The sequence below is a fragment of the Pseudarthrobacter sulfonivorans genome, assembly GCF_024391045.1.
In the GTDB taxonomy this organism is placed as follows: Bacteria; Actinomycetota; Actinomycetes; order Actinomycetales; family Micrococcaceae; genus Arthrobacter; species Arthrobacter sulfonivorans_B.
On sequence record NZ_JANFCZ010000029.1, the window covers coordinates 33794 to 49306 of the forward strand.

Here is a 15513-nt window from a genome sequence, read left to right on the forward strand (position 1 = left end):
GGGGTGAGCCCGGGAAAATCAGCGCTGGGTCCGGTTGCGCAAGCCGCTGCCGGCCGCAAGAAGGTTGGCGAGCAGGGTGTCGAACAATGCGGCCGTGGTTTTGGCGGACTCTCCCGGCCAGTGGTGCACGGGGTGGGCGGCGCCCTGGATCTGCTGCCAGTTCGCCTGTTCAGGAATCCGCGGATTCAGGAGCAGCTCGCCGAACATGGACTCCATCTCGGCAAGCCGGTAGGTGTGTTCGGACGAGCCGCTGCGTACGCGGTTGGCCACGATGCCCGCGGCGGAGAGGTTGGGCGCAAATTCCTGTTTGAAGAGCTGGATGGCACGCATGGTCCGCTCCGTGCCGGCCACGGAAAAAAGCCCGGGCTCGGCCACGAGTGCCACTTTGTCGCTCGCGGACCAGGCCATCCGGGTCAGTCCGTTCAGGGATGGCGGGCAGTCGATGAGCACCAGGTCGTAGCCCTCGGCGCCGGCGAGGACGGAGGAAAGCCGGCGGAGATCGCGGCGGCCAAGGTCCGGCCGGTCGTAGATGCCGGTGTAGGCGGAGCCCACGGCGACGTCCAGTACGGCCGGGCCGGATCCGTTCGAGTGCGCCCGCGCGGTCCAGGTACTGCCCGCAACGTTCTCAGCCAGCTTGGCGCGGCGAGGGCTTTTGAGCATCCTGCCGATGTCCAGCTGGTCGCCGGGCTGGACACCCAGGGCCGTGGTCGCATCCGCATGGGGATCCAGATCCACCACCAGTGTGGGAACGCCCGCGGCAAGCGCCGCAGACGCCAATCCTGTGGTGACGGAAGTCTTGCCGACTCCACCCTTGAGGCTGCTGATGCTGACTACTTGCACTTGTGAGACCAAAACCTAACGCCGGATGCCGTGTTGGGGGTAGTGTTTGCTCCGGCAGTGCCGAAGCCGGGCGGCCCCTGCCGCCTTACTCATCATATGTGGCTATGCCGGCGATTACCGCCTCATCGGGGGAAACCGGCATGGCTTTGCGGTCCGGGCGGCGGACCGTTTCTGCCGGCGCCCGTCGATACGCGCGGGACATGACGGAAGTTTGTGTGACTGTGGCCACAATGATTTGTGTTTGCCTGCACAGGTCTTAGACACTGTCACCACCTATCGATACACCCGCGATGATGCAGGAGAAGTATGTTTTCCAAGATTCTGGTGGCCAACCGCGGCGAAATCGCGATCAGGGCCTTCCGCGCCGGCTACGAGCTGGGCGCCAAGACCGTTGCCGTCTTTCCCAACGAGGACCGTAACTCGATCCACCGCCAGAAGGCCGACGAGGCGTATCTGATCGGTGAAGAGGGCCACCCGGTGCGGGCCTACCTGGACGTCGCGGAGGTCGTCCGGGTGGCTAAGGAGTCCGGTGCCGACGCCATCTACCCCGGGTACGGTTTCCTCTCGGAAAACCCGGACCTTGCCCGCGCCGCAAAGGAAGCCGGCATCACGTTTGTCGGACCGCCGGCCGAGGTGCTGGAACTGGCCGGCAACAAAGTGGCGGCCCTGAAGGCCGCTCGTGACGCGGGCGTTCCCGTCCTGAAGTCGAGCGAGCCGTCCAAGGACGTGGACGAACTGATCGCCGCTGCCGACGAAATCGGCTTCCCCATCTTCGCCAAGGCCGTGGCCGGCGGCGGCGGGCGCGGCATGCGCCGTGTAGACACCAGGGAAGCCCTTCCGGAAGCACTGCAGGCGGCCATGCGCGAGGCCGACGCCGCATTCGGTGACCCCACCATGTTCCTGGAACAGGCGGTCCTTCGTCCGCGCCACATCGAGGTGCAGATCCTGGCAGACGCCGAGGGCAATGTCATGCACCTGTTCGAGCGTGACTGCTCCATCCAGCGCCGCCACCAGAAGGTCGTTGAGATCGCACCCGCGCCCAACCTGGACGAAGGCATCCGCCAGGCGCTGTACCGCGACGCCGTGAAGTTTGCCAAGGCCCTGAACTACGTCAACGCCGGAACCGTCGAGTTCCTGGTGGACACGGTGGGCGAACGCGCCGGCCAGCACGTCTTCATCGAAATGAACCCCCGCATCCAGGTGGAACACACCGTCACCGAGGAAGTGACCGACGTGGACCTGGTGCAGGCCCAGCTGCGGATCGCGTCCGGCGAAACCCTCGCGGACCTCGGCCTCTCACAGGAGACGGTCAGGCTCCGGGGCGCAGCACTGCAGTGCCGCATCACCACGGAGGATCCGGCCAACGGGTTCCGTCCCGACGTCGGGAAGATCACCGGGTACCGCTCCGCCGGCGGCGCCGGTGTAAGGCTCGACGGCGGCACCGTTTACTCGGGTGCCGAGATCAGCCCCCACTTCGACTCCATGCTGGTGAAGTTGAGCTGCCGCGGCCGCGACTACCCGGCCGCTGTTGCCCGGGCCCGCCGTGCTCTGGCCGAATTCCGCATCCGAGGCGTCTCTACGAACATCTCGTTCCTGCAGGCGGTGCTGGACGATCCGGACTTCATCGCCGGGAACGTGGCCACCAACTTCATTGACGAGCGGCCCCAGCTCCTGAAGGCCCGGGTCTCTGCTGACCGCGGCACCAAGCTGCTCACCTGGCTGGCCGAGGTCACAGTGAACAAGCCCAACGGCGAGCTCACCGTGCATTCGGATCCGGCGGCGAAGCTGCCTGCCGTGGGTGACCTGCAGCCGGTGTCCGGTTCCCGCCAGCGTCTCCAGGAGCTCGGCCCGGAAGGATTCGCGAAGGCCCTGCGGGAGCAGACGCCTGTCGCCGTTACCGACACCACGTTCCGTGACGCCCACCAGTCGCTGCTGGCGACCCGGGTCCGGACCCGGGACCTCGTGGCGGCAGGTCCGGCAGTCACCGCGCTGCTGCCGGAACTCCTGTCCGTTGAAGCCTGGGGAGGTGCCACCTACGACGTGGCGCTGCGCTTCCTGGGCGAGGACCCTTGGGACCGCCTGGCGGCCCTTCGCAAAGCGCTGCCCAACGTCTGCCTGCAGATGCTGCTGCGCGGCCGGAACACCGTGGGTTACACGCCGTACCCGGAAGAGGTGACGGAGGCTTTCGTCAACGAAGCCGCGGCCACCGGCATCGACATCTTCCGCATCTTCGACGCGCTCAATGACGTGAACCAGATGGCTCCGGCCATCCGCGCGGTCCGGGCCACCGGAACTGCGGTGGCCGAGGTGGCCCTGTGCTACACCGGTGACCTGCTGAACCCGGACGAGAAGCTTTACACGCTGGATTACTACCTGGAACTCGCGCAGCGGATTGTGGACGCCGGCGCACACATCCTGGCCATCAAGGACATGGCAGGCCTGCTCAGGCCCGCAGCAGCCGCCAAGCTTGTGGCAGCCCTGCGCGAGCGGTTCGACCTGCCGGTCCACCTTCACACCCACGACACCGCAGGCGGCCAGCTGGCAACCCTGATGGCGGCAGTTGACGCTGGCGTGGATGCTGTGGACGTCGCGTCGGCGTCGCTGGCCGGCACCACCAGCCAGGTCTCGGCTTCCGCCCTCGTGGCGGCACTGGCCCACACCCCGCGGGACACCGGCCTGGACCTGGATGCCGTCAGCTCCCTGGAGCCATACTGGGAAGCCGTGCGGCGCGTCTATGCACCGTTCGAATCGGGCCTGCCGGGCCCGACCGGCCGGGTCTACAAGCACGAGATCCCGGGCGGACAGCTGTCCAACCTGCGCCAGCAGGCCATTGCGCTGGGACTCGGGGAGCGTTTCGAAGCGATCGAGGACATGTACACCGCCGCGGACCGTATCCTCGGCCACCTGGTCAAGGTCACGCCGTCGTCAAAGGTTGTGGGCGACCTGGCACTGCACCTGGTGGGACTCAACGCGGATCCCGCCGACTTCAACGACAACCCGCAAAACTACGACATCCCCGATTCCGTCATCGGGTTCCTGTCCGGCGAACTCGGCGACCCGCCCGGAGGCTGGCCGGAACCCTTCCGTACCAAGGCACTGCAGGGCCGCCGCATCAAGGTCCGCGACGTAGACCTCAGCCCGGAGGACAGCGCCGCGCTCAAGGGTGATTCCAAAACGCGGCAGGGCACCCTCAACCGGCTGCTCTTCGACGGTCCCACCAAGGACTACCTGAAGAGCGTGGAAACCTACGGCAACATCTCGGTGCTCGACACCAGGGATTACCTCTACGGGCTTCAGCGGGGCGCCGAGCACGAAATTCAGCTCGAAAAGGGTGTCCGGCTGATTGCTTCCCTGGAGGCGGTCTCGGAGGCGGACGAGAAGGGCATGCGTACAGTGATGTGTACGCTGAACGGCCAGTCCCGTCCCGTCGTCGTCCGTGACCGTTCCGTGGTGAGCAACGTCAAGGCAGCCGAGAAGGCCGATCCCGCGCAGCAGGGCCACGTTGCGGCGCCGTTTGCGGGCGCGGTCACGGTGACCGTCAAAGCCGGCGATTCGGTCAACGCGGGCGACACCGTGGCCACCATCGAGGCGATGAAGATGGAAGCATCCATCACGACGCCGGTGGGCGGCAAGGTATCGCGCCTCGCCATATCAGCGGTGGAGCAGGTCCAGGGCGGTGACCTCCTCCTCGTGGTGGAGTAAGGCCTGCAACAACGCGGGGTCACTTCGCGCCAATCCGAGTGCTACGGACGGGCGAGAAGTGACCCCGCGTTTTGGTTCTCGCGTCAGTTAGCTGACGCGTTAGTTGTACTAGACGTTGGAGGTGCGCTTCGCGGCGTACATCTCCTCGATGACCGTTTCGAAGTCCTTCATCACCTGGGCCCGCTTCACTTTCATGGACGGGGTCAGGTGGCCGGACGCCTCGGTGAAGTCCGACGCGACAATCCGGAAGGACTTGATGGCTTCGGCCTGGGACACGGACGTGTTGGCCTGGGTGATGAGATCCTGCACCGCCGCCTTGACCACGGGATTCTCCACCGCCTCTTCAAGGGTGGTGGACTCCGGCAGTCCGTGGCGCTGCAGCCAGCCGGGGAGCGCTTCCTGGTCGAGGGTGACCAGGGCGCCGATGAAGGGCCTGTTGTCACCGACCACCAGGACCTGCGAGACCAACGCGTCAGCGCGGATCTGGTCCTCCAAAAGGGCCGGTATGACGTTCTTGCCGCCGGCCGTGACGATGATTTCCTTCTTCCGGCCGGTGATCCACAGGAAACCGTCCTCATCGAGGCGGCCAATGTCACCGGTGCGCAGCCAGCCGTCGCCGAAGGTTTCCGCTGTCAGGCTTTCGAGGTTGTAGTAGCCCCGCATGACGCAGACTCCCTTGGCAAGGATTTCGCCGTCGTCGGCAATTTTGACCGAGTTGCCCGGCAGGGGCTTGCCCACGGACCCGATCTTGATCAGGGCCGGGGTGTTCACGGAGATGGGGGCGGTGGTTTCCGTCAGGCCGTAGCCCTCCAGGATCTGCAGGCCGATGCCCTGGAAGAAGTGGCCCAGCCGTTCGCCGAGTGGTCCGCCGCCGGACACCGCATGGGAAACATTCCCGCCCATGGCCGCGCGCAGCTTTCCGTACACGAGTTTGTCGAACAGGGTGTGCTTGAGCCTTAGCCCCAGACCCACGTGTCCCGCCTGGCGGGCTTTGGAGAAGGCGATGGCGGTCTCTGCGGCCTTGTGGAAGATGGCGCCCTTGCCGCCGTCCTCCGCCTTGGTCAGCGCCGAGTTGTAGACCTTCTCGAACACGCGTGGGACAGCCAGGATGAACGTGGGCTGATAGCTCTGCAGGTCGGCGAGGAGGTTTTTGATGTCGGGAGTGTGTGCCACGGTGGCGCCGGCGGCAACCGCCAGGACCGAAATGAAGCGCGCAAAAACGTGGGCCAGCGGCAGGAACATGATGGTTTTGGCCTGCTCATTGACGACGTCGCCCAGGATGGCCAGCGTGTTGTCGGAAAGCTCCACGAAGTTGCCGTGTGTGAGCTCGCAGCCCTTGGGCCGGCCGGTGGTGCCGGAAGTGTAGATAACGGTGGCCACGTCAGTGAGGCCCGCGAAGGTCCGACGCTTTTCAAGGTCGGTATCGCTCACATCGCGGCCCGCCTCGCGGACCGCGTCCAGCCCGCCGCCTTCGAGCTGCCAGACGTGCTGGAGAGCAGTGAGCCCCTCGGAACTGGCGGCCTGACGGATGATGTCCTCGTGATGGGCGGACTCGCCGAAGGCGGCGACGGCGCCCGAGTCGCCGAGATTCCAGGCGACCTGCGAGGGCGACGAGGTCTCGTAGATGGGCACCGAGACTGCCCCTGCGAACCAGATGGCGAAGTCCACGAGGGCCCACTCGTAGCGGGTGCGGGACATAATGCCGACACGGTCGCCGGCGGCTACACCGCTTGCGATCAGGCCCTTTGCCAGCGCGGAAACGTCTGCCAGGAACTCCTTTGCGGACACGTCCCGCCAAGAGCCTGCGGAGTCGAGCCGCGAAAACAATGCCGGGTTGCTGGACTTGGCGGCCTGCCGCAGCACCAGATCGGTGATGTTGGTTTCCGGTGGGACAACAACCAGTGGCGGAACACTGAATTCGCGCACTATAGCTCCTTTGATATCCGTTGACCCGCACAGGGTGTCCCTAAAGACTAATACGCCTGCTAAGTGGTCGTGCAGTCACAAACCTACTGGTCAGTAACATAGGAGTCAAAGGGTGCGGGTAGATGCGGGGGCTGCCTGGCGGAACCCGGCCGGGCAGCGCGCCTAGAATGAGTCACTATGTACGCAGCGTCCCCCCGTGAGCAGGCCAGTCCGCCCGGACGGCCAGTGCCTTGGCGGCAACGGCCCCTTGTCCGCCGCCAACAGACCTGGCGCAGTGCGAAGTTCCGCGCGAACCCGAGGCTCGGGCGGAAGGGCCTGGCGATCGGCATCGATATCGGCGGCACCAAAGTGGCCGCCGGCGTGGTGGATGCTGACGGCCGGATCCTCAGCGCGGGGCGGCGGTCCACACCCGGCAGCGATCCGCGCGCCGTGGAACAGGTCATTGTGGAGCTGGTGGACGAGCTGGGCGCCGACCATCGGATCCGGTCCGTGGGCATCGGCGCGGCAGGCTGGATGGATCTCGACGGCGGAACAGTGCTCTTCAGCCCGCACCTCGCTTGGCGCAACGAGCCGCTGCGGGCGAACCTGCAGCGCCTGCTGCGCCGGCCCGTCCTGCTGACGAACGACGCCGATGCTGCCGCGTGGGCGGAATGGCGCTTCGGGGCGGGGCAGGGGGAGAGCAGGCTGGTGTGCATCACGCTCGGCACCGGCATCGGCGGCGCCATGGTGATGGACGGGCGCTTGGAGCGCGGACGGTTTGGAGTCGCGGGCGAATTTGGCCACCAAATCATCATGCCGGGCGGACACCGGTGTGAGTGCGGCAACCGGGGATGCTGGGAACAATATGCCTCAGGCAATGCCCTCGGCCGCGAGGCGAGGATCCTGGCCGCGGCCAATTCGCCCGTCGCCCAGGAGCTGCTGGCCGCGGTGGGAGGGAAACCGGACCTGATCACCGGCGCGATAGTCACCGAACTCGCCCTGGCCGGTGACGCCGCCTGCCGTGAGCTTCTCGACGAAGTGGGCGAGTGGCTCGGCCTGGGCCTGGCGAATCTCGCCGCCTCGCTGGACCCGGGACTGTTCGTGATCGGCGGCGGCCTCTGCTCAGCAGGCGACCTGCTGGTGGAACCGGCCCGCAAAGCATTCGCCAGGAATCTGACCGGCCGCGGCTTCCGCCCCGCCGCCGGCATCGAACTGGCCGCGCTCGGACCCAACGCCGGGCTGATCGGTGCGGCGGACCTCTCGCGGGTCAGCAGCCGCGCCTGAACCTTTTGGAAGGGGGACCTTCCAGACGCGGGACTTTCGCGGGAACTTCTAGGCGCGGGCTTTAGACGCGGGCGCCGTCGTCGTTGTCGTCTTTTTCCTGCGGCAGTTTCATGATCAGGTAGACCACAGCCAGGATGAAGACCGAGACGATGCCCACTATGGCCAGCAGCGGCGCTGACCGCCAGAACATGGCTGACAGGAGCAGTGCAATCGGGCCACCCACGGCGCCAAGCCACGCGAGCATGGTCAGCGGGTCTGTTCCGGAAAGGCTTGGCGGTTCCGCCGGGACAAAATCGCCGCCGTCGTCCTCCACCGCATAGTCCCTCGGACCGTCGTTGCCGTCCGCCCGGTCCTGGTTGTTCCCGCCGCTTCCGGCGGCGGCATCGTTGGACCCTGACTGACCGGTGCCGCCGGTCCGCGCCGCCGCCGCGCGTTCGGCCGCGGACAACTCCGTGGGAGCGCGGCCGGCGAGGCCCAGGGGGTCAAAGTCGCTGAAGACCGCGGGCCGTCCGGAGGTGCCGGCCGGGCCCGGGCCTGGCTTGCCGGGATCTTCCATGCCTGGCTCGTTGTCCGGGCGGTCCGGATCGAAGGGTGCCGTTGCGTCCTCCGCCGTACTTCCGCCCGCAGCGCGGCCGTTCTCGGTGGAGGTGCCCTCCAAGCGGGCAACAAGATCGAGCCATACGGCGTCGTCCTGGTTTGCGCTCTGGTCCGGTGAACCTGAGTCCGGCCTAGTCATGGGCGGCGCCCTCCTTCAGTTCGGCTGCGGCAGCGTTGGCCAGCACAGTCCGGATGAAGTCTACGGACCCGCGGAAAATTTCCGGGGCGTCGTGATCGAGTGTGGCCACGTGGTAGCTGTTCGCGAGGGTGGTCAACGTGAGGGGAGCGTTGACCAGGCCGCCGCGCAAGGCCCGGATGCTTGAGTCCGAGACCACATGGTCCACCGTTGACCGAAACACGCGGACCGGCGCCGTGACGCGGGGGAGCAGCCGGATGGTGTCCTTGAACATTTTGTTGAGTTCGTGGGCGGCGGCCACCGGCGTCCGCGCATAGGCCCCTTCGTCCATGCCGGGCTTCAGGATGTCGTTGGCGATCGCCGGAGTGCTCTTCAGGACAAGCTTCAGGATGCCGGCCAGCGGGGCGCGGGGATCATCGATGACCAGCCCGGGATTGACCAGGATGACGCCGTTGACCGGCCTGGTGGCGGCGATCCGGAGAGCCAGCGCACCACCCATGCTCAGCCCGGCGGCGAAGACATGGTCGCACTGGCCGTCGAGGTCGAGGAAGGCGTCGTCCAGGGCGGAATGCCACTGGGGCCAACGGGTCCGTGCCAACTCCTGCCAGCTGGTGCCGTGGCCCGGCAGCAACGGCATGCGGACGGCGAAGCCGGCATCAGCGAGTGACTGGGCCCAGTGGCGGAGCCCATGCGGGCTCCCCGTGAAACCGTGCGAGAGCACCACCCCGATCCGGGCTCCGTCCCCGGTGGCCGGACTGCTGAAGGGACTGTGGTCCGGAAGGCTGGTCATGAGGTCTCCGAAGTGGGTTGGGTGAGTTCTGCAGTGTGCGCAGGGCCGGCCGTTCCGCCGGAATGGCCACGAGGCGGATGATCACTGGCCGAATGATCACCGGCCGAATGGTCCAGGAAGAACCGGACGGATCGTTTGAAGATTTCCGGAGCGTCAAGGTCCAGGGTGGCCACGTGGCCACTGTTGTGGAGTTCAACCACGTCAACCAGCCGCGGGCCCAGCCGGCGCCGCATCGTGCTTAGGGAGGTGGGGGGCACCACCGCGTCGGCGGTGGACTTGAAGACCTGCACCGGGGCGTTGACTCTGTGCAGCTCGCGGACGGTGGCGCCGAAGAGCTTCTTGAGTTCATGCACTGCCGCCAACGGCGTGAGGGAGTAGTCGCCGTCGTCAGTTGCCGGCGCCGTCGTCTGTTCTTCCTGGATGGGTACCGTGGTCCGCTGGAAGTACTTGAGAACGCCGATGATGCGGACGCGGCGATCGTAGAAGCTGAGACCCGGGTTGACCACCGAAACGCCTGCCACCGGATGCCGGGCAGCGGTCAGCAGCGCGATGGCGCCGCCCATGGACAAGCCGGCCACAAAACACTGGTCCGTGCGGGCGTTCAGTTCCTGGTAGGCAGCTTCGAAGGTTCCGTACCATTCCCGCCAATTGGAGCGTGCAAGCTGTTTCCAGTCAGTTCCGTGGCCCGGAAGGAGGGGAACCGATACTGCGAAACCCTGCGCGGCGAGCTCTTCAGCCCACGGCAACACACTAAGCGGGCTGCCGGTAAAGCCGTGGCAGATGGCAATCCCGGTCCTGGCGTTAGGTCCGTGGCCGGAGTAGCTGAAGGCAGCAGGCCGGGGCGGTGTGCTGCTTTCTGTCATGACTCCATCGTGTCACTCTTCGCGACAAATCTCACTAGAGTAGGGTTTCATTGAGGTGCTGGCCTGACCCAACGGCGGGCTGGCCGGCAGGCTTCGGGAGAGGTTCGACACGTGTTTTATTGGGTCATGAAAAGGATCTTCCTGGGGCCGGTACTGCGGCTTCTTTTCCGCCCCTGGGTCAAGGGCCTGGACAACGTCCCGGCGGAGGGCGCGGCCATCATCGCCTCGAACCACCTGTCATTTTCGGACTCCATCTTTATGCCGCTGATGGTGCGGCGGCCCGTGGTTTTCCTGGCAAAGTCCGAGTACTTCACGGGCACCGGGGTCAAAGGCCGGCTGACGGCAATGTTCTTCAGGCTCACCAATCAACTGCCCATGGACAGGTCCGGCGGGGCAGCGTCCGCGGTGTCGCTGAACGCCGGCATGGACGTCCTCACCGGCGGAGGCCTGCTGGGGATCTACCCCGAGGGGACCCGCAGCCCCGACGCGCGCCTGTACCGCGGCAAAGTGGGCGTGGCAAGGCTCGCCCTGCAGGCCGGCGTGCCGGTCATTCCCGTGGCGATGATCGGCACGGACAAGGTCCAGCCCATCGGGAAACGGCTGCCCAACATCCGCCGGATCGGCATGATCTTCGGGACGCCGCTGGATTTCAGCCAGTACGCGGACCAGGCCGATGACCGCCTGGTGCAGCGCAAGGTCACCGACGAGATCATGTACGAGCTGATGCGGCTCTCCGGACAGGAGTATGTGGACGAATACGCGTCAGTTGTGAAGCTGCGGCTCGCCGGGGCCGAGACCACCGGGGCCGAAACCGCCGGCTCCGAAACCGCCGACCCGGACGGCAAGGACCCGGCCGCAGGCGCACTGTGACGCCGATCTCCCGACGCGTGACGGCCGGGTGTCCCGAAGAGTCCGGCGCGCATTAGTCTTAGATAGTGACTGAGCTATCTGCAAAACCTGCCTTTTCGCTGTCCGGCACCGCCCAGAGCGGAGCTGCCAATTACCCTGGCCTTGATGACTGGCGGGATCTTCCAATTTCCCAGCAGCCGGACTGGCAGGACAAGGATGTCTTTGACGCCTCCGTCCGCGAACTCTCCGTGCTCCCGCCGCTGGTTTTCGCCGGCGAGGTGGACGTCCTGCGCGAGCGGCTGGCAGCTGCCGCCCAAGGCAAGGCGTTCCTTCTTCAGGGCGGTGACTGCGCGGAGACCTTTGAAGCCGCCACCGCGGACAAGATCAGCGCCCGCGTCAAGACCATCCTGCAGATGGCAGTGGTCCTCACGTACGGTGCCGCGATGCCCGTCATCAAAATGGGCCGCATGGCCGGCCAGTTCGCCAAGCCCCGGTCCTCCAACGATGAGACCCGCGACGGCGTGACGTTGCCCGCCTACCGCGGCGACATCGTCAACGGCTACGAATTCACGCCCGAATCCCGCGGCCACGACGCCTCGCGGATGCTCCGGGCGTACCACACGTCCGCGTCCACCCTGAACCTCATCAGGGCCTTCACGCAGGGCGGGTTCGCGGACCTTCGCTCGGTGCACCAGTGGAACAAGGGCTTCACGGAGAACCCCGCGCACGCCCGCTACGAGTCCCTGGCCCGGGACATCGACCGGGCCATCAAGTTCATGGCCTCCTGCGGCGCCGACTTCGAAGCACTCAAGCGCGTGGAATTCTTCGCGAGTCATGAAGCCCTGCTGCTGGACTACGAACGGGCACTGACCCGCATTGACTCCCGCACCGGGTTCCCTTATGACACTTCGGCGCACTTCCTGTGGATCGGGGAGCGGACCCGCGGACTCGAGGACGCCCACGTCGATTTCCTGTCCCGCGTCCGCAACCCCATCGGCGTGAAGCTCGGCCCGTCCACCACCGGGGACGACGCCCTGCGCCTCATCGACAAACTGGACCCGGAACGCGAACCCGGCCGTCTGACCTTCATCACGCGCATGGGTGCGGGCAACATCCGCGAGAAGCTTCCCGCCGTCGTCGAAAAGGTCACCGCCTCCGGCGCGCAGGTGCTCTGGGTCACGGACCCGATGCATGGCAACACCGTCACGTCGCCCAACGGCTACAAGACGCGGAATTTCGACGACGTTATTGACGAAGTGCGCGGGTTCTTCGAAGTGCACCATGCACTGGGCACCGTTCCCGGGGGCCTGCACGTGGAGATGACCGGCGACGACGTTGCTGAGTGCCTCGGCGGTGCCGATCCGGTGGACCAGGAGTCGTTCCTCGATAAGTACGAATCGGTCTGCGACCCCCGGCTGAACCACATGCAGTCCCTCGAGATGGCATTCCTGGTAGCGGGCGCGCTGGCCAAGCACTGACAGCCGGGAGGGTGCCTTCCGGACTTCACGTCACGGGAGGCACCCTATTGGTGTTCCCGGCACCAATTGCCCGCGGAATGGCGGGGCCGGCCCCGCAGCGCACTGCCTAAACAGTGCCTGACGTGACGCAAGGCGGCACGAAATCCCGTTACACCACGGTGAGTGTGATGACGGACCCTTCCGGAACCTCGGTGTTGACGGGGTCCTGGGTGCGGACCGTACCGAAGAAGCCGCCCAGGAAGTTGTTGATCTTCACGTCAAAGCCGAGTTTTCGGAGCTCGCGCTCGGCGTCCACTGCCTGCTTGCCCACGAAGTCAGGCACCTGCACCATTCTGGGTCCCTTGGAGAGGGTCAGTGTCACGGTGCCGCCCTTGGTCAGCGTGCCGTTTGCGGGGGATTGGCTGACCACTGCCCCTTCCGGGATCTTGCGGTCGAAGACCTCCGCGGCGGCGACGTCAGCCTTCAGCCCGGCAGCTTCGATGGCATCGACGGCGTCGTTCTCGTCCTTGCCCACCACTGACGGCACCGGAATGGGCTGCGGGCCTTTTGATATCAGCAGGTTCACCGGAGTGCCGTGCCGGGCGGGGGTTCCCGAGGCCGGATCCTGGGTGAGCACAACACCGGCGGCCACCGCATCGTCATACTGTTCCGCGACGTTGCCCAGGGCCATCTCTGCCTTGTTGAGCGCAACCTTTGCCTGGTCCAGGGTTCCACCGGTCAGTTTTGGCAGCTCAAACAACTGCGGCCCCTTGGAGACAAAGAGCGCCACTGGCTGGAATTTCCTGATCGCCGTACCAGCCGTCGGTTCGGAGCCCACCACAAGCCCCGATGGCACGTCGTCGTCGAAAACGTCGTTGGTCCGGGACTGAAAGCCCGCCTGGCTCAACAACTGCTGTGCTTGTGCCACTGACTTGTTGGCGACGGCGGGAATGGTGGCGGATGCGCCAGGGCCCATGCCGAAGAACCAGCCGGCCCCGGTGGCAAGCAGCGCAATGATGATCAGGGCGACGATCCACAGGATGCCGCGGCGGCGTGGGTTTCCCTCACGCAGGCTCCGGACCGGTGTCGCGGCTGCCCGCAACCGTGCCTTCTCATCCTCACGGTCGAGTTTGCGCTGTGCGCGTTTGCTGAGCGGGGAGGATTCCGGGGCCCCGGCCTGGTCCGCGAAATCCTGTTCGTAGTGGATGCCCTGCGGCTCCGGCGGATACGGATCATCCGGGGGGTACAGGGCATGCGGCGGGTACGGCGCATGCGGTGGCCGCGAGGGCTGCTCGGGCCGTGGCCGGCTCAGGGACGACGACAACACCGCCGTGGGATTGTTGGTCCGCGCGATGATCTCAGTGGCATTGGGCTGTCCGGCCGCGACCGCCGCAGGAGGCCGGAGGTCCAGCTCGGCATTCGTGAGGTTGGTCCGGATGTGGCGCAGCTCCTGGAGGAGCGCATGGCCATCCACGGGCCGGTTTTCGGGATCGTTGGCGGTGCACCATTGAACCAGCTCATCCATTTCGGCGGCGAGCCCCGGCACCAGGGCCGACGGCGGCCCAACTGACTCGTTCACGTGCTGATAGGCCACTTGGATGGGTACTTCGCCGTCGTACGGCTGCTGGCCGGTGAGCATCTCGTACAGCATGATGCCCACCGAGTAGATGTCGCTGCGGGCGTCGGCTGTCTTCCCCAGGACAAGCTCGGGGGCGAGATAGCCCACCGTGCCGATCAGGGCTCCTGTACTGGTGGTCGCGGTCACCGCCCGGGCCAGTCCGAAGTCGCCGATCTTGATCCGGCCGTCGTCGGCGATGAGGACGTTCTCCGGCTTGACGTCGCGATGGATCAGACCGGCGGCATGGGCCTCGCCGAGGCCTTCCACCACGGGATCGATCAGGGCAAGCGCCAGCCGGGGAGGCAGGGCACCCTTCGACCTGATGACGTCGCGCAGCGTATGGCCCTTGATGTACTCCATGACCAGGTACGCCGTCACGCCGTCGTTGCCCTGGTCCAGTACCCCCACAACGTGCGGGTGTGACAGTTTTGCAGCGGCTTTGGCCTCGCGGCCGAGCCGGTCCAGGAAGGTCTCATCCGTAGCGAGGTGGGGATGAAGGACTTTAAGGGCAACATCCCGCTCCAGCCGGAGGTCCGTGGCCAGATAGACCGTGGACATGCCTCCGCGCGCGAGCTTGGAATGGACGGCGTAGCGGTTATCCACCAGCGTTCCAACGAGACGGTCCGACACTTGTTCCTGCACCTTACGATCCTAATCCCGCAACGAAAAGGGTCCGAACCGACGTGCGGTCCGGACCCTTATCGTTATCCCGGGTGTTGGTTTCGGCAACCCCCGGAATGTTGCGCTGTGGTGGCCTAGCCGAAGTTCTTCTGGTGCGCCTTGATGGCGGCAACATATGCCTTGGTGTCGTCGTACATGCCGTACTTGCTCACGGAGTACTGGCCCTGGTAGTAACCGGCGATGGCCGTGTCCACGTCCTTGCTGGTGGCAATCAGCCGCTTGATGATGGCAACACCGGCAGTCGCGTTGTCGTAGGGATCCAGCAGGTTCAGCTTCCGTCCCACCAGGTCGGAGGCCCACTCGCCGGAGGTCGGAATCACCTGCATGGTGCCGATGGCGTTGGCGGGCGAAACCGCGCGCTGGTTGAAGCCCGATTCCTGGTACGCGAAGGCCAGGGCCAGGGACGGCTCCACCCCCATCGCGCGGGCCGTGTCAGCCACGATGGACCGCATCTCATCCCGGGACGGGACCGGTGCGGCGTTCAGCAGGGCCTTGTTCTGGTTGGCGGAGCTGACCACGGCCTCAGGGTAGCTGAAGCCAAGGAACGAGCTCGGCACCAACGGGGTCACGGTGGCTGCCGGAGTGGACGACGCCGGCTGGATGGAGCCGCCCGGGATGACCAGTTTGTTGCCGGGGTAGATGACCGTGGTCATGCTCAGCTGGTTGGCGGACAGGATTTCTGAGAGCTTCACGCCGTGTTTCGAGGCGATGGCGGACAGGGTGTCGCCGGCCTTGATGGTGTACGAACCACCGGGAGCTGCGGCGGGAGCCGCGGGAGCAGGAGCCGGGGC

General features: G+C 66.0%; 11 protein-coding genes. 4 read left to right on the forward strand and 7 right to left on the reverse strand.

What is annotated here, in order from left to right:
* Window positions 1-18: 18 nt before the first annotated feature.
* Window positions 19-840: a ParA family protein gene (locus tag NQJ30_RS16415; protein WP_255771180.1), complete on the reverse strand. Its 822-nt coding sequence runs from the start codon at window positions 838-840 to the stop codon at window positions 19-21.
* A gap of 306 nt (window positions 841-1146) precedes the next feature.
* Here NQJ30_RS16415 and NQJ30_RS16420 point away from each other — a divergent pair, with 306 nt between their 5' ends.
* Entirely contained in the window at window positions 1147-4542 is a 3396-nt protein-coding gene (locus tag NQJ30_RS16420) for a pyruvate carboxylase (protein ID WP_255771181.1), read from the forward strand.
* 108 nt (window positions 4543-4650) lie between these two features.
* Here the strand turns inward: NQJ30_RS16420 and NQJ30_RS16425 are convergent, their stop codons facing one another.
* A complete protein-coding gene (locus tag NQJ30_RS16425; protein WP_255771182.1) occupies window positions 4651-6468 on the reverse strand; it encodes an AMP-dependent synthetase/ligase in 1818 nt (605 codons plus the stop codon).
* 177 nt (window positions 6469-6645) lie between these two features.
* On the opposite strand from NQJ30_RS16425, the gene NQJ30_RS16430 reads away from it, so the two are divergent.
* Window positions 6646-7731 (forward strand): ROK family glucokinase, encoded by a 1086-nt coding sequence (locus NQJ30_RS16430; protein WP_255771183.1) that lies wholly within the window; start codon window positions 6646-6648, stop codon window positions 7729-7731.
* A 61-nt stretch (window positions 7732-7792) separates the two neighbouring features.
* Here the strand turns inward: NQJ30_RS16430 and NQJ30_RS16435 are convergent, their stop codons facing one another.
* From NQJ30_RS16435 to NQJ30_RS16445, 3 genes are read right to left on the reverse strand one after another with little or no spacing between them, the layout of a single operon-like run.
* Window positions 7793-8467, reverse strand: a complete 675-nt coding sequence (locus NQJ30_RS16435) for a hypothetical protein (RefSeq protein WP_255771184.1) — start codon at window positions 8465-8467, stop codon at window positions 7793-7795.
* Window positions 8460-9254 carry an alpha/beta hydrolase gene (locus tag NQJ30_RS16440; RefSeq protein ID WP_255771185.1) on the reverse strand — a complete coding sequence of 265 codons (795 nt, stop codon included), beginning with the start codon at window positions 9252-9254 and terminating at the stop codon, window positions 8460-8462. The genes NQJ30_RS16435 and NQJ30_RS16440 overlap by 8 nt, the downstream gene beginning before the upstream one ends.
* Window positions 9251-10117 carry an alpha/beta hydrolase gene (locus NQJ30_RS16445; protein ID WP_255771186.1) on the reverse strand — a complete coding sequence of 289 codons (867 nt, stop codon included), beginning with the start codon at window positions 10115-10117 and terminating at the stop codon, window positions 9251-9253. Before NQJ30_RS16445 ends, NQJ30_RS16440 begins: the two co-directional genes overlap by 4 nt.
* 111 nt (window positions 10118-10228) lie before the next feature.
* On the opposite strand from NQJ30_RS16445, the gene NQJ30_RS16450 reads away from it, so the two are divergent.
* Together NQJ30_RS16450 and NQJ30_RS16455 are read left to right on the forward strand one after the other, a co-directional pair.
* A complete protein-coding gene (locus NQJ30_RS16450) occupies window positions 10229-10987 on the forward strand; it encodes a lysophospholipid acyltransferase family protein (RefSeq protein WP_255771187.1) in 759 nt (252 codons plus the stop codon).
* A gap of 65 nt (window positions 10988-11052) precedes the next feature.
* Complete coding sequence (locus NQJ30_RS16455) at window positions 11053-12444, forward strand: class II 3-deoxy-7-phosphoheptulonate synthase (protein WP_255771188.1); 1392 nt, start codon at window positions 11053-11055, stop codon at window positions 12442-12444.
* 148 nt (window positions 12445-12592) lie between these two features.
* Here the strand turns inward: NQJ30_RS16455 and pknB are convergent, their stop codons facing one another.
* Both pknB and NQJ30_RS16465 read right to left on the reverse strand, forming a co-directional pair.
* A complete protein-coding gene (pknB, locus tag NQJ30_RS16460; protein ID WP_255771189.1) occupies window positions 12593-14683 on the reverse strand; it encodes a Stk1 family PASTA domain-containing Ser/Thr kinase in 2091 nt (696 codons plus the stop codon).
* A gap of 113 nt (window positions 14684-14796) precedes the next feature.
* Window positions 14797-15513: lytic transglycosylase (locus NQJ30_RS16465; protein ID WP_255771190.1), on the reverse strand; the 717-nt coding region annotated here is incomplete at its 5' end.

Coding starts and splice junctions, on each gene's coding strand:
- NQJ30_RS16420 (WP_255771181.1), top strand. CDS start 1,147: ATGTTTTCCAAGATTCTGGTGGCCAACCGCGGCGAAATCGCGATCAGG.
- NQJ30_RS16430 (WP_255771183.1), top strand. CDS start 6,646: ATGTACGCAGCGTCCCCCCGTGAGCAGGCCAGTCCGCCCGGACGGCCA.
- NQJ30_RS16435 (WP_255771184.1), bottom strand. CDS start 8,467: ATGACTAGGCCGGACTCAGGTTCACCGGACCAGAGCGCAAACCAGGAC.
- NQJ30_RS16440 (WP_255771185.1), bottom strand. CDS start 9,254: ATGACCAGCCTTCCGGACCACAGTCCCTTCAGCAGTCCGGCCACCGGG.
- NQJ30_RS16445 (WP_255771186.1), bottom strand. CDS start 10,117: ATGACAGAAAGCAGCACACCGCCCCGGCCTGCTGCCTTCAGCTACTCC.